A 14123-nucleotide genomic window follows, 5' to 3' on the forward strand; every position below is an offset into this window, starting at 1 on the left:
TTTAGTAATAAATAAAAAAGCCTTCAAATAAATTGAAGGCTAAATGCTTTATGTTCTGATACGATCGCGCTTAAAGTTTATCAAAAAGCTTTTCCATTTTCGCCTTCTGTTCTTCAGCTAATGCTGCATCTACTAAAATACGTCCGCTGTGTTCATCCGTAATTACTTTTTTGCGAGACGCAATTTCCACCTGAATCTGTGGCGGAATAGTAAAAAAAGACCCTCCTGAAGCACCCCTTTCAATAGGTACCACGGCTAAACCATTTTTAACACTTTTTCTTATTCTGGTGTATGCAGAAACCAATCGCCCTTCGATCTGCTGCTTATATTCTTCAGATTTTTGCATTAGCGCCTGTTCTTCCTTTTCAGTTTCAGCCAATATGGCATCCAGTTCGCCCTTTTTGTGCTTTAAATGCGTTTCACGCTCTTTTAAACGCTCCTTGGTGTCAGCAATAACTTCTTTTTTCTGTTCTATTTGGGCCTTGAACTCCCTGATATGCTTTTCCGCCAATTCTATTTCCAGCTCCTGAAATTCAACCTCCTTTGTCAAAGAATTGTACTCTCTGTTGTTTCTGACATTTTTTTGCTGCTCAGTGTATTTTTTGATCAGTGCCTTCGCTTCTTCTATCAGATTTTTTTTGGAAGCAATATCGTTATCAATCAACTCCAAACTTGAAACCAATTTTTCAAGCCTGATATTTAACCCGGCTACTTCATCTTCAAGATCACGAACTTCTAAGGGTAATTCTCCTCGAACATTTCTTATTTCATCTATACGAGAATCGATTAATTGTAAATCGTATAAAGCTCTTAATCGCTCTTCTACGGTTGCTTCTTTCTTTTTAACCATGTTTTAAAAATACTTAATGGGATTGGTATTTGTGTTCGATAAAATGACTGCAAAATTAGTAATTTTTTTTGTAAGATGTGCTACTAAAAGATTTTTTGTGAATTGCTCGCTTTCATAGTGGCCAACATCAACCAACAGGATCTTATTTTCGGCTGTGAAAAAGTCATGATACTTTAAATCGGCAGTTACAAAGGCGTCGACCCCGGCCTTTTTAGCCGCTTGAATGGCAAAACTTCCGGACCCCCCCAGGACTGCTACTTTTTGAATGGATTTGCCCAGTAGGGCAGTATGCCTTATCCCATCGGCTTTCATGGTTTGTTTTAAATAGCTTAAAAATTCAGTTTCGCTCAAAGGAGATTCAAGGCTTCCTATCATGCCCATTCCGATCTGCTGATTCACATTATCTAGGGTAAAAATCTCATATGCCACCTCCTCGTAACTATGTGTGTTGAAAAGCGTCTTCAAGATGTTAGACTCTAAATGTTTTGGGAAAACCACTGTAATTTTAGTTTCGCTTTCTGTATGAAGGCTTCCTCTAATTCCTTTTGTGGGGTTAGACTGTTCATTGCCCATATAGGTGCCGTAACCTTCAACGTTAAAGCTGCAGTCTTTATAATTACCGATATGTCCTGCACCTGCCTCAAATAAAGCGGTTCGCAATGCATCCGCCTCCTCAACAGGGACATAGGTCGTTAATTTTTTTATGGTACCCGATTGAGGTATTAAAACATGCCTGTAAATGAGATTAAGTTTGTTGCATATCATAGCGTTAACACCCTGAAACGCATTGTCCAAGGCGGTATGCATACAATAAATAGCTATATCGTGTTGAATTGCTTTCATGACCACCCGCTCTACATAGGTAGTCCCATTGAGTTTTTTTAAGCCCTTAAAAATAATGGGATGAAAGCTAACGACTAAATTGCACTGCGCATCAATTGCTTCCTCAATAACAGATTCTGTCGTATCCAATGTGACAAGTATACCGGTGAGTTCGGTTGTTTTCTGTCCAACCAATAGTCCCACATTATCAAAATCTTCAGCGTAATGAAGAGGGGCGAGGGTTTCTAAATGGTTGAGGACATCCTGAATAATCATATTATTTCTATTTATTGATTATTAAACAAATATAAAATATTTACTTTGTGAATATGAAATTAATACGGGTCCTTGCATTTCCTTTAACGCCGTTGTACTATATCGTCACCAGTTTAAGAAACCGATTGTATGACTGGGGGATAAAAAAATCTGTAGATTTTAATTTTCCCGTCATTTGTGTTGGTAATTTGAGTGTTGGCGGCACGGGTAAAACACCGATGATAGAGTATTTAATAAGGTTGTTAAAAGATGATTTTGAAATAGCAACCCTGAGCCGGGGCTATAAACGTAAATCTAAGGGATTCTTAATGGCCCATGGGCAGGTGAAAGTAGAGGACCTCGGCGATGAACCTTACCAGTTTTATACCAAGTTTAAGGAGACCATAACGGTTGCCGTTGATAGTGATCGCGTAAATGGAATTAAAAAATTAAAGGCGCTCAGGCCACAGGTTCATACCGTACTTCTAGACGATGCGTTCCAGCATAGGCGCGTCAGGGCCGGTTTAAATATACTGCTTACATCGTTTGATAATTTATATGTGAATGATTATGTCCTCCCTGCCGGAAATTTGAGAGAAGGGGCAAAGGGGGCTGGCAGGGCCGATATTATTGTGATCACAAAATGTCCTCAACATTTGAGCCATGAGAAAAAAGAAAGTGTCTTGAAAGCGATTGATCCAAAGGGAAATCAACAAGTGTTTTTCAGTTTTATCAAGTACGCAAATGAAGTGCATTCATCAAAAAAAGCACTTACATTAGATGATTTAAAAAACCTTACGCTTGTTACAGGTATTGCCAATGCAAGTCCTCTGGTTGAATTTTTAAGAGGAAGGGGTCTTGAATTTGAACATTTGAGCTTTAAAGACCATTATGAGTTTTCCCTGAAGGATGTCAAAAGATTTGAATCCCTGACCACTATTCTTACGACAGAAAAAGATTTTATGAGACTACGAAAGTATGATGCGTTGAAGGATAAGTTATATTTTATACCCATTGAACTGGGGATAGACCAGCATACTGATTTTGATAGGGCGGTACGACGTTTTGTGAGTAGCTCCTAGGCGGATTTTGTCTTCTTTTTGTTTAAGGCATTGAACAGTTTCTTTTCGAATTCTTCCTGTTTAAATGGTTTTGGAATAATATCAGTAAATCCGGCTTCTTCAAATTCATGCATTTTATCTTCAATGGTAACCGCGGTCAACGCAAAAATGGTTAATTCCTTATCAAATGTCCGTACTATTTTGGTGGCTTCAATTCCACTGATACCCGGCATATGAATGTCCATTAACACGATATCGTAATTATTGGTTTTAATTTTATCCACAGCATCCTCACCATTATCAACAATATCGCACTTGAGATTCATTTTGGTCAGGATTTTTTTGGTAATCATCTGGTTGATTTTATTGTCCTCAACCACTAATATCTTAACCTTGGTTAGATCGATCTCATTTGTTTCTTCCGAGAAGTAAGATTTTTTATGCTCATTGATCTGACCCTGATCCGTATATTCCAAAGGAATTTCAAAATAAAACGTAGTTCCTTTTCCTAACTCACTTTTGAGATACACTTTCCCTTTAAGGATGTCGATTAATCCCTTAACAATGGACAGACCTAAGCCGGTACCTCCATACTTCCTATTAATTTGAATGGATCCCTGAGAGAAACTTTCAAACATATTGTCTTGTTTCTCTTTACTTATTCCTATACCATTATCCTCGACCTCAAATCTAAGGGTATAGGTGTTGTTTTCCTGATTAATCTTATAAACCCTGATCCAAATGTCGCCATCTTTTGTAAACTTAATCGAATTACCGATCAGGTTAATTAAGATTTGAGAGATTTTTAATTGGTCTGCCACAAAACTTTCAGGAATATCTTTAGAATAGTCGAAATGTATTTGAATATTGTTATCCAGGGCCGAATTATTAAGGGCCATAACAATATTATTTATTTTGTTTTTCAGGTTAAACGGTTCTGGTTCAACATTTACCTTGTTGGCCTCAATTTTATTTAATTGTAAAATATCATTAATAAAGGTCAGCAAATAGTCTCCCGAAAATTTCAAAGATTTTAAATGTTGTATTTGTTCCGGTTTGGGGTCTTCATCCAGCAACATATTACTTAAACCGGTTACCGCATATAAAGGTGTTCTTAACTCGTGCGTCACCGTCGATAAGAAATTGGCTTTTGTCTTGGAAGCCAATTCGGCTTTTTCTTTTGCAATAATAAGTTCACTATTTTTTTTGTGAAGCATATTATTGGTTTTCAACCTGATATTGTTGTTTTTATACAACGAGAGGGTCAGTAAAGATAAAATGGTAATAAGAGCAACACTGAGAATGGATATCAGGGTGCCTAAATCGTTCTTACTGTTGGCTTCATCTAACTCCTCCTTTTGTTTTTTTGTTTTTTCGAGCTCTTCACTCATTAAGAATTGCACTTTTTTTTCAGGTGAAAGATTTTCGTGCTTTAATGCGCTGAGTGAATCCGATAATTTTAAATGCAGGTTAAGGTAATTGTAGGAGTTTTTATAATCGTTGAATTTATGATGTATGTTGCTTAAAACTAAATAGCAATCATTTAAAATGTTAACATAATTGTGTCTTTTGGCAATGGTTAAGCCTTCATTTGCCAATGTCGAGGCCCTTTCAATATTTTCGAGCTCCAGGTAAACTTTACTCAAATTGACCAAACCATTACTCTGATTGCGGTACAGATTTAGCTTTTTCGATAAATTAATGGATTGATCCAGATGAATCCTGGCCTTGTCATAATCTTTTAATTCGATATAGGTGATCCCTTCACAAATTAAAACCTCGGCTAACTTTTCGTCTAGATCCTCCTCTTCAAATTTAGATTTTGCTGCTCTGTACTGGTCTAGTGCAAGTCTGTAATCCCCCTTTTTAAAATAGATATCACCAAAGGTTTTATAAGAACTACCAATATTATAATTATCATTAATTAACCGTTGCACATCCACGGCCTTAATCATTGATTTAATGGCCTCATCTTCTTCTTCAACAATTAATTGTAGTTTACCTTTGGCAGCATAAATTAATCCAATACGCTCTTTATTGTCTACTTTGGTCGCCAGTTTTAAGGCTTTATCGAGTTCCTTTTGGGCTTCCGGGTAATCAAAATTTTCAATATCTTTTGAGGATTCAAGTAGGTGGAAATCAATTCGATTTTGTATGATTTCAGGATCCTCATCAATGGAGTTTTGTGCGAAACAGAATAGGCCTATGCACAAAAAAATTACGGTTATGTAGTGTTTTATATGGGGCATTATAAATCAATCTTACGGACAAATATAACTATTTTATCGATAAAACACACTTTTTTTCCGATAAATTGCATATTTAATCAATAATTCGTTGTGAATAGGCCGTTTCATTATCATGCTGACCTATTATTTTTACCAAATGACCTATAACAGTGGTCATTAGCGAATCTCAAATACACGACTGCAGTCATTCTTTAAAAGTTGGCTTAAGGTTCTTCAATCCGTCCTATCAATTATGGCAACAACTTCTCTCAATGGATGATGATGAGGTAATCTGAATAACCGTCTTCCAATCCTGTCAAAACCATTGATACAACCTTAAGGATTATTTCTTAGTCAATATGTTTTTGGGCGTGATATGAAGACCGCACGAGAGCGCTGCTCTCCACATGTCTGAAACCAAGTTCCAATCCTATTGCTCGATACTCCTCAAACTGTTCGGGAGTTATAAATTCCTTTACCGGTAAATGCATCTTACTGGGCTGCAGGTATTGCCCTATGGTCACCACATCCACATGGTTTGCTTTTAAATCGTGAAGTGTGTCGATAACCTCTTCGCGTGTTTCACCCAGTCCGAGCATAATTCCCGATTTTGTTCTGCGTTGTCCCTGTTGCTTCAAATAATTTAAAACGCCGAGGCTTCTGTCGTATTTCGCCTGTATACGTACCTCACGCGTTAAACGACGCACGGTTTCAATATTATGAGATATTACTTCCGGTGCTACATCAATAATTCTATCAATATGTTGTTCGATTCCTTGAAAATCCGGTATTAGTGTTTCTAATGTAGTCTCTGGGTTCATCCTGCGAACAGCCTTTACTGTTTCTGCCCACATAATACTGCCCATATCTTTAAGATCATCTCTGTCTACACTCGTCAGTACGGCGTGTTTAATTTTCATTATTTTTATAGATCGCGCTACCTTTTCGGGTTCATCCCAATCTACACTTTCCGGTCTCCCGGTCTTAACACCGCAAAATCCACAGGAACGGGTACAAATATTTCCTAAAATCATAAATGTAGCAGTACCTTCACCCCAACATTCTCCCATATTTGGGCAACTACCTGATGTGCAAATGGTATTGAGCTGATATTTGTCGACTAAACCTCTTAACTCGGTATATTTTTTCCCCGTAGGTAATTTTACCCGTAACCATTTTGGTTTGGGATTCCTTTCTGTACTTAATGTATTTGAAACTGTTTCAGTACTCATGCTTATTTAATAAGGCCACAAAGATACAAAGTATAGATTTAAAAAAGGAAATTATAGCTTTATGCTAGGCTGTTTTTTTTATAATATCGGCAAGAAGTTTTTTTGCCCTTAATAACTTCACCTTTACATTGTTAATAGGTTCTCCAAGGGCATTGGATATTTCTTTATAGCTTAACTCTTGGAAATATCTTAAATGGATAACCTTTTGATAGTGAGGCTTCAATTTTTTAATATCCATGAGTAATTTAGCCAAATGTTGCTCTGTGATAATAATATCCTCTGGAGAGGGGGATTCATCCAGGATTTTATAGGCATTCTCATCATTTCGGGACGTGACTTTGGAAATCGATTTTTCTTTCTTTCTAATTAAGTCAATATGAATATTCTTGGATATGGCAATAAGCCAGGTTTTGAATTTATAGGACTCGTCGAATGTCTCAATTCTGTCGAAGGCCCTGGAAAATGTTTGAATGGTTATATCCTCTGCATCATTTTCATTCTGAATGCGTTTCAATTGAAAACCATAGACATCGTCCCAAAATGTATCCAACAAGAAATTAAATGCCTTTTGGTCGTTCTTTTTTGCACGTTTGATGGCTTCTTCTATTTCCAATGAATGGGTTTTGAAATAAGATTAGTTATAAATATAAATAATTGGATGCTAATTAGGAAAATTTCTAAAAAGGGTAGCAGAACAATCAGGTCTTTACTATTGAGTTTTTTTGCAGCTAACGCAAAAACAATATATTGGATGGATAGTCGGATTAAGACAAGCGCAAGAACGATTTGCCACTTGTGCGATACGATAAGCAGCAGGGTTGCCAAAAGCCAAAATTGCACTTGGAAAGCATAAATTAGTGCTAATAGAATTTTATGTTTGAATCTGTAATATGAGGCTGTGGTTATGTGACGCCGCTTCTGATTTAACCATTCTTTAAAATTGGTTTTGGGCGGTGAAGCAGTAAAGCTATTTTTACTAAAACAGATGGCCGTATTACCGGGTGTGGCAACCTGATTGATGAATAAGTCGTCATCTCCGGATTTTACACGCATATGATTGATAAACCCATTAGCATCAAAAAACAATTCTTTTTTGTAGGCCATATTCCTTCCAACACCCATATATGGCATGCGATGAAGGGCAAATGAAAAGTATCGAACCGCTGTTGTTAAGGTTTCGAAGCGTATGAGCTTATTCAATAATGAGCGCTTTACTTTGGTATGTCCGCCAAATCCGAGTACTATTGATTTTTGACCGTTGAAATGGCTAAGCATTTCTCGAATCCAATGTTTTGAAACGGGTTTGCAATCGGCATCACTAAATAGAAGCAGGTTATGCTTAGCCGCTTTGATACCGAGCGTCAGTGCGTACTTCTTGTTGCCCCAAAAGGTCTCTACAGCCTTGACGTCTACAATTTTGATATTGGCATGCTGTTCTGCAAATGTTTTCATCACTTCTAAGGTGTCATCATTGGATGAATCGTTAATTAGAACGATTTCAAAAACAGGATGGTTTTGATGAATGATGTCAGGAAGGAACCGTTTTAAATTTTCTGCTTCATTTTTCGCACAAATAATTACGGAAACAGGTGCTTCACAGGCAGTAAGCTGAGCAGGTTTTTTAAAAATAAACTTACCGTAAACAAAAACATAAAGAATAACTTGACTAAACACTACCCCTAGAAAGAGGTAGAACAGGATATCAAGAATTTGCATAAGGTCCTAGGAATGTTGCGGTTCGTTACATTCACTAAATTGTTCGGGAGTTCTTCCGCAAAAACCACAGGTTTCGCCATCCTTATTTAGCATTGGATTTTGGCTGGCACATGTTCCAGAAAACTGACCGTCTTTTTTTGCCCATATTTTGATTGCAATCCCGGCGATACCCAATCCTAATAAAAGAAGTGTTATGAATAGAAGTTCCATGTAAAAAATAATTTGTGCAAATATAGGTGTTTAAAATATGTTTAGAAAAAGGAAAAGCCCTGAACGGTATATTTCAGGGCTTTTCTAAAAATGTAAAGTTTCTTTTTCTATTGTAAGCTAATATGAGCTACAGAGTTATCTAATGTTGCTATTGTGTTGCCACCCTTGGGTTCAACCGTAATGTTCAGGGCCAGTGCGTTTTCAGTATATGGAATTGCACGCAGTTGCCGGTCTTCTTCAGTTAAGATCCCCAGGCTTACCATTTTACCTTGTAACTCTGCCCATATTTGATAGCATTGTTCTTCTGGTAGTTCTGGCAGTGAAACCACATCAATCATGGACGTTTTTTTTCTTGGATTGATGTATGCAACGGTTTTTAATTCTTTTGCCCGACTATTCCCTTGAATAATATATTTGTATGTTTCGGGATCATTAAGTTTAATAAATTGCTGCATTACGGCATCCAATTTTCTGTTGTTCTTTTCAATGTCACTTCTTAAATCGAAAATTTCATCAACAACAACCTGATTTTCATCATTCAATCGCTTATTGTAATCACTGAGTTTTTGATTTTGAGTGTAGAACATAAAAGTCGATCCTGCAAATATGATTGATGCAACACAGGCTGCTACCCCAATTTTATACCATGATTTGTATTTTTGGAATGTGCTCAAATTGATGACCGGTTTGTCATCGAGTTCTTCAAATACCGAATTCAAAATTTCTTTTGGTGCTTCTACGGCATTGCTCTTTGCAACAACCTCTAGATTAAATTGTAATGTGTTATAGGCATTCTGTACTTCTGGGTATTTTGAGATAAAGGCCTCAACCTGAAGAGTTTCACTGGCATTAGTTGTGCCAATTAGGTATTTTTCTAATAGCCCAGAATCTAAAAAAGTAGTTATTTTCTCATCCATGACTTATTTAATTTGGATCGTAAATTTTTTTCAATTCACGTAATCCGATTTTTAATCTTGATTTTATCGTACCCAGTGGAATATTTAATTCATCACTGGCCTCTTGTTGCGTCATGCCCTCAAAAAAGAGTGCATTAATTACAATTTGATACTTTTCGTCTAAAGTTTTCAAATGTTTCTTAATATCCAATACATCTTGGTTGAGTGCGTTGGATGTGATTTTATATACGGAAGATAACTCGATTTGGACTTCCTTGTCCTTTTTATTTTTAAGGGATCTGACCTTATCTATAGCTGTATTATAGGCAATTCGATAAAGCCAGGTAAATAATTTTGCCTTGGAAGCATCATACTTTTTTGAAAATCGCCATATTTTTACAAAGCTTTCTTGAAGCACATCCTGGGCAATTTCATCATCTGATATTATTTTTTTTATTACCCCATAGAGGGCATCAGCATAATTCTCGTACAATAAATTTAGAGCGCGTTTATCACCCTTTTTCAATAATTCGACTATTTCCTTTTCTAATGTTGAAATCAATATCAGTCTGTTTTAAGAATTGAATTTTTCGTGTATCTTGACTCAAATGTAGAAATTTCTTTCCACAACTTATAGAATATTTACTTCCGCCTCTAGTGAAATACCATAAAGTCTTTTTATGGTCTTTTGGATTAACTTTGAAAGTCTGAATAGATCTTCGCCTTTTGCCCCTCCATAATTTACCAGGACCAATGCTTGATTTTTGTGTACACCATAACTACCGAAGTGTTTACCCTTAAATCCAGCTTGCTCTATGAGCCATCCCGCAGGAATTTTAACTTGGTCATCGGAAAGAGGGTAATGAGGCATGTCTTTAAACGCTCTTAACAAGCGTTCACAATGGGTTTTCGTTATCACCGGATTTTTAAAAAAACTACCGCTGTTACCGATATCCCTGGGATCAGGTAATTTACTCTTACGAATAGCAATAACTGCATTTGAAACTGCCGAAATAGAAGGTTCTTTGATGTCCATTTTATCTAAACGTGAGGCAATCGCTCCGTAATCGGTGTGAAGTTCATGATGTTTTTTACTTAATCTGAACGTGACACTCGTAATGATGTATTTGCCTTTGGCGTGGGTTTTAAAGATGGAGCTTCTGTAGCCAAAATTACAATCGTCTCTATCAAACGATTTGAGTGTATTCGTTTCTATGGACAGGGCATCACAGGAAACAAAGACATCTTTGAGTTCTACACCATAAGCCCCAATGTTTTGAATAGGTGCTGCACCCACCTTACCGGGTATTAAAGAGAGATTTTCCACACCGCCAAACCCCCGTTCAAGGCACCATAAGACGAAATCATGCCAATTTTCACCAGCATTAGCACATACCAGTACATGATTATCACCTTCAGATATTGTTTTGATTCCTTTAAGATTGATATGAATAATCAGTGCATCTTGATCTTTGGTAAGTAATAAATTACTCCCTCCTCCCAAAATGAGCTTGTTAGGGTATTCCTTTAAGTTTAAAATGTCTTTTAAATCATTAACGCTGGATGCTGAAACAAAATGTTTTGCTTTAACATCAATTCCAAAAGTGTTATACGGTTTAAGCGATATGTTTTGATGAATCTGCACTAATATTTATAAGTTTTTAAAGCCTCCTTTAAGATATTTACAGCCTTTTTTAAACTTTTTTTATTAAGTACGTACGCTATGCGGATTTGGTTTAATCCCACATTTGGTGATGAATAGAATCCTGCTGCCGGAGCGACCATAACAGTTTCCCCATTTAAATCAAAATGTTCTAACAACCATTGCGCAAAATGGTCGGCATTCTTGACAGGAAGTTCTGCAACACAATAAAAGGCCCCTTTAGGCTTGGCAACTTTTACACCTTTGATGCTTTCTAATTCCTGAATCAATGTATTGCGACGATCGACATACTCTTCAATCACTTCATCAAAATAACTTTGAGGTGTGTCCAACGCCGCTTCACTTGCAATTTGCGCAAATGTAGGCGGGCTTAAACGAGCTTGGGCAAATTTTAATGCCGTTTGAATGACCTTCTTATTTCTTGAAACGAGGCATCCTACACGAGCCCCGCACATACTGTAGCGCTTGGATACCGAATCAATCATGATAGCGTGCTCATGTAATGCTTCTTCCTGCATTATCGAGTGATGTACGTGACCATCATAGACAAATTCACGATAAACCTCATCGGCCAATAGAAATAAATCGTGTTTTATAACGAGGGCTGCTAACTTTTCAAGTTCTTCTTTAGAGTAAAGATAACCTGTCGGGTTTCCAGGATTACAGATAAGTATGGCCTTGGTTTTTGGAGTTATTAACTTTTCAAATTCCTCAATCGGTGGAAGTGCAAAATTAGTTTCGATTTTTGAAATAACAGGCACGATCTTTACGCCTGATGCCGTTGAAAACCCATTGTAATTGGCATAAAATGGTTCCGGTATGATAATTTCATCATCAGCGTCCATAATTGAGCCGAAAGCAAATAACAAAGCTTCACTTCCTCCCGTAGTTACAAGGATATCGTCAGGACTTACAGAAATAGCCTTCCCTTTGTAATAATTAGCCAATTTCATTCGGTACGCCTCAGAACCCTCTGAACGTGAATAAGCCAGTATTTCAAGCGAATGCCTTTTAACTGCTTCCAAAGCAACTTGAGGTGTTTTAATGTCAGGTTGTCCAATGTTCAAATGATATATCGTTTTCCCCTTTTTAATTGCTTTTTCTGCATATGGTACAAGCTTCCTTATAGGAGATTCAGGCATTGCAAGACCTTTCGATGATATTTTTGGCATGCTTATAATTCTATTTAAAATGCAAATTTGGGAAAATTATCTTAAAGTTTTTTTAAAAAAAGGGGTTAAATGACCGGGCTATTTTAAAGATTCGTAAATTCATTGAGTAATTACTGTCTAATTTCTATGCTAAGAGCCTTCGGTATCATTTTCGTTTTCTTTTTTCTAAGCCATTCGGTTTTTTCTCAGGGTAGGTTTACGGTACAAAATGGACAGAAATCAGATAAGATTAAATTCAAATTTATTAATAATCTAATCGTATTTCCCGTTAAAATAAATGGTGTGGAACTATCCTTTTTATTGGATACGGGGGTAAGTAAACCCATTATATTTAATATTTTAAATGTTTCGGACTCTTTAAGAATCAAGAATACCGAGAGTATATATTTGAGGGGATTAGGAGAAGGGGAATCTGTCGAGGCATTAAAATCATCAAATAATGTTTTTCAAATTGGTGATGCTATAAATTTAAATCAGGATCTCTATGCGGTTTATGATTCCAATTTAAACTTCGCCCCGCGATTGGGAATACCCATTCACGGCATCATAGGATTTGATTTACTGAAGGACCTGGTTGTAGAGATTAATTATGCTCATAAATACATAAGACTCACCGAACCCCCTCAGTTCAAATATAAGGCATGTAAAAAATGTGATCGATTGAATTTGGAGTTCTATAATAATAAACCCTATCTCAATGCTACAGTTACTATTGATCAAAAGGAAATACCTGTGAAATTATTGATCGATTCAGGGGGAAGTGATGCATTATGGTTATTTGAGGATGAATCTTTAGGCATAAGATCAGGTGAAAAATTTTTCAACGATTTTCTTGGACACGGTCTAAGCGGAAGTGTTTATGGGAAGCGATCCCGAGTTGATGCCTTTACTCTCAAGGGGTATACCTTGAAAAATGTAAACGTTGCCTTTCCGGATTCCTCATCCATTTCATATGCCCGACGAATTAAGGATAGAAATGGCAGTATTTCAGGCAATATTTTGAAACGGTTTAACGTCATAATTGATTATCGGAGAGCAATAGTCACCTTTAAAAAGAATGGTTATTTTAAGTCTAAATTCACCTATAATAAAAGTGGTATAGAGTTGGCTCATGATGGATTGAGATTGGTAAGGGAAAGGGATGCAAGTATAAACCCGGTAAATGGCTTGGAGCGAAATGAAAACACTAATGGAACACGAATAGTGTTGGATACACGATATAAATTGTCTTTAAAACCGGCATTTAGTATTGTTGAATTAAGAGCCGGATCTCCCGCAGAAAAGGCCGGACTCAAAATAGGCGACCAATTATTAGTAATTAATGGGAAACAGGCGTATCAATTGTCCTTACAGGATATCATGGAAATGTTTTATGCTGATGCCGGAAAACGGATCAGAATGAGAATTGACAGGGATGGTGTGATCATGAACCTTTCTTTTATCCTGGAAAATGTTTTCGATAAGAAATGAGATTAAAGTTCGAATTTAAGAATCAGACCACAAAAACGTCTTTGTAATTAGTATATGAAATGATAAAAAAATCCCGGATAGCTAACTATCCGGGATTGCTGTTCTATTCAGATGTTTATACTTATTGCTGTACTATACTTTTATCTTTTTTTTCCAAAACACTCTCTTTATTCGGATCTACCACGAGTCCTTTGATCTTTAAGGCTACAGTAGGCGTTTCGGCGTTAGAGATAACGGTAATTGTTTTCCTGATCGGGTTAACTCTGTTGGTGTCATATTTCACTTCAATTTCACCTGTCTGGCCCGGTAAAATAGGGTCTTTCGGCTTTTTGGGAATTGTGCACCCACAGCTCGATTTTACCTGAGAAATAATTAAAGGTTCATCACCGGTATTCGTAAATTCGAAAACGCGAACGCCATCAGATCCTTTTTCAATAGTGCCATAATCAATAGTATCAGTTTTAAATTCAATTTTAGCCTGAGCATGCAATGATAAGCTCAGAAAACCAATACAAATGAGTGTAATTAATTGTTTCATTTTATTTATT

At 36.7% G+C, this 14123-nt stretch carries 14 protein-coding genes; 2 read left to right on the forward strand and 12 right to left on the reverse strand.

Annotated elements, in window-relative coordinates; all coding sequences use genetic code 11:
* Positions 1 to 70: 70 nt before the first annotated feature.
* Together MR041_RS14155 and MR041_RS14160 are read right to left on the reverse strand one after the other, a co-directional pair.
* The gene (locus MR041_RS14155; protein WP_242094911.1) at positions 71 to 850 is read right to left on the reverse strand and encodes a zinc ribbon domain-containing protein; all 780 of its coding nucleotides are present in this window, start codon (positions 848 to 850) and stop codon (positions 71 to 73) included.
* A gap of 3 nt (positions 851 to 853) precedes the next feature.
* On the reverse strand, positions 854 to 1948 hold the full coding sequence (locus MR041_RS14160) for a Nif3-like dinuclear metal center hexameric protein (protein WP_242094912.1): 1095 nt from the start codon (positions 1946 to 1948) through the stop codon (positions 854 to 856).
* Between the two features lie 53 nt (positions 1949 to 2001).
* Here MR041_RS14160 and lpxK point away from each other — a divergent pair, with 53 nt between their 5' ends.
* Positions 2002 to 3009, forward strand: coding sequence for a tetraacyldisaccharide 4'-kinase (lpxK, locus tag MR041_RS14165; RefSeq protein ID WP_242094913.1), 1008 nt, complete (start codon positions 2002 to 2004; stop codon positions 3007 to 3009).
* Here lpxK and MR041_RS14170 read toward each other — a convergent pair.
* From MR041_RS14170 to MR041_RS14215, 9 genes are all read right to left on the reverse strand, one after another.
* On the reverse strand, positions 3006 to 5237 hold the full coding sequence (locus MR041_RS14170) for an ATP-binding protein (RefSeq protein WP_242094914.1): 2232 nt from the start codon (positions 5235 to 5237) through the stop codon (positions 3006 to 3008). The two genes, lpxK and MR041_RS14170, sit on opposite strands and share 4 nt — an antisense overlap.
* 329 nt (positions 5238 to 5566) lie before the next feature.
* Positions 5567 to 6448, reverse strand: coding sequence for a lipoyl synthase (lipA, locus tag MR041_RS14180; protein ID WP_242094915.1), 882 nt, complete (start codon positions 6446 to 6448; stop codon positions 5567 to 5569).
* Between the two features lie 64 nt (positions 6449 to 6512).
* Positions 6513 to 7061, reverse strand: coding sequence for an RNA polymerase sigma factor (locus MR041_RS14185; RefSeq protein ID WP_242094916.1), 549 nt, complete (start codon positions 7059 to 7061; stop codon positions 6513 to 6515).
* Positions 7052 to 8164: a glycosyltransferase gene (locus tag MR041_RS14190; RefSeq protein WP_242094917.1), complete on the reverse strand. Its 1113-nt coding sequence runs from the start codon at positions 8162 to 8164 to the stop codon at positions 7052 to 7054. The genes MR041_RS14185 and MR041_RS14190 overlap by 10 nt, the downstream gene beginning before the upstream one ends.
* Positions 8165 to 8170: 6 nt before the next feature.
* On the reverse strand, positions 8171 to 8374 hold the full coding sequence (locus MR041_RS14195; protein WP_242094918.1) for a membrane or secreted protein: 204 nt from the start codon (positions 8372 to 8374) through the stop codon (positions 8171 to 8173).
* A gap of 107 nt (positions 8375 to 8481) precedes the next feature.
* On the reverse strand, positions 8482 to 9291 hold the full coding sequence (locus MR041_RS14200; protein WP_242094919.1) for an anti-sigma factor: 810 nt from the start codon (positions 9289 to 9291) through the stop codon (positions 8482 to 8484).
* Between the two features lie 7 nt (positions 9292 to 9298).
* On the reverse strand, positions 9299 to 9832 hold the full coding sequence (locus tag MR041_RS14205) for an RNA polymerase sigma factor (RefSeq protein WP_242094920.1): 534 nt from the start codon (positions 9830 to 9832) through the stop codon (positions 9299 to 9301).
* A gap of 69 nt (positions 9833 to 9901) precedes the next feature.
* A complete protein-coding gene (gene murB, locus MR041_RS14210; RefSeq protein ID WP_242094921.1) occupies positions 9902 to 10915 on the reverse strand; it encodes a UDP-N-acetylmuramate dehydrogenase in 1014 nt (337 codons plus the stop codon).
* Entirely contained in the window at positions 10915 to 12105 is a 1191-nt protein-coding gene (locus MR041_RS14215) for a pyridoxal phosphate-dependent aminotransferase (RefSeq protein WP_242094922.1), read from the reverse strand. Before MR041_RS14215 ends, murB begins: the two co-directional genes overlap by 1 nt.
* A gap of 126 nt (positions 12106 to 12231) precedes the next feature.
* Here MR041_RS14215 and MR041_RS14220 point away from each other — a divergent pair, with 126 nt between their 5' ends.
* Complete coding sequence (locus MR041_RS14220; protein ID WP_277926372.1) at positions 12232 to 13575, forward strand: aspartyl protease family protein; 1344 nt, start codon at positions 12232 to 12234, stop codon at positions 13573 to 13575.
* Positions 13576 to 13696: 121 nt separating this feature from the next.
* On the opposite strand, the gene MR041_RS14225 is transcribed toward MR041_RS14220, so the two are convergent.
* Entirely contained in the window at positions 13697 to 14113 is a 417-nt protein-coding gene (locus tag MR041_RS14225; protein ID WP_242094924.1) for a DUF1573 domain-containing protein, read from the reverse strand.
* Between the last annotated feature and the right edge of the window lie 10 nt (positions 14114 to 14123).

The organism is Aestuariivivens sediminicola (genome assembly GCF_022662015.1).
Classification (GTDB): domain Bacteria; phylum Bacteroidota; class Bacteroidia; order Flavobacteriales; family Flavobacteriaceae; genus Aestuariivivens; species Aestuariivivens sediminicola.

Bases quoted from the DNA above. Each gene is read 5' to 3' on its own strand.
- MR041_RS14225 (WP_242094924.1), bottom strand. From the start codon at position 14,113: ATGAAACAATTAATTACACTCATTTGTATTGGTTTTCTGAGCTTATCA.
- MR041_RS14195 (WP_242094918.1), bottom strand. From the start codon at position 8,374: ATGGAACTTCTATTCATAACACTTCTTTTATTAGGATTGGGTATCGCC.
- MR041_RS14200 (WP_242094919.1), bottom strand. From the start codon at position 9,291: ATGGATGAGAAAATAACTACTTTTTTAGATTCTGGGCTATTAGAAAAA.
- MR041_RS14190 (WP_242094917.1), bottom strand. From the start codon at position 8,164: ATGCAAATTCTTGATATCCTGTTCTACCTCTTTCTAGGGGTAGTGTTT.
- MR041_RS14160 (WP_242094912.1), bottom strand. From the start codon at position 1,948: ATGATTATTCAGGATGTCCTCAACCATTTAGAAACCCTCGCCCCTCTT.
- MR041_RS14170 (WP_242094914.1), bottom strand. From the start codon at position 5,237: ATGCCCCATATAAAACACTACATAACCGTAATTTTTTTGTGCATAGGC.
- MR041_RS14215 (WP_242094922.1), bottom strand. From the start codon at position 12,105: ATGCCAAAAATATCATCGAAAGGTCTTGCAATGCCTGAATCTCCTATA.
- MR041_RS14155 (WP_242094911.1), bottom strand. From the start codon at position 850: ATGGTTAAAAAGAAAGAAGCAACCGTAGAAGAGCGATTAAGAGCTTTA.
- MR041_RS14220 (WP_277926372.1), top strand. From the start codon at position 12,232: ATGCTAAGAGCCTTCGGTATCATTTTCGTTTTCTTTTTTCTAAGCCAT.
- lipA (WP_242094915.1), bottom strand. From the start codon at position 6,448: ATGAGTACTGAAACAGTTTCAAATACATTAAGTACAGAAAGGAATCCC.
- lpxK (WP_242094913.1), top strand. From the start codon at position 2,002: ATGAAATTAATACGGGTCCTTGCATTTCCTTTAACGCCGTTGTACTAT.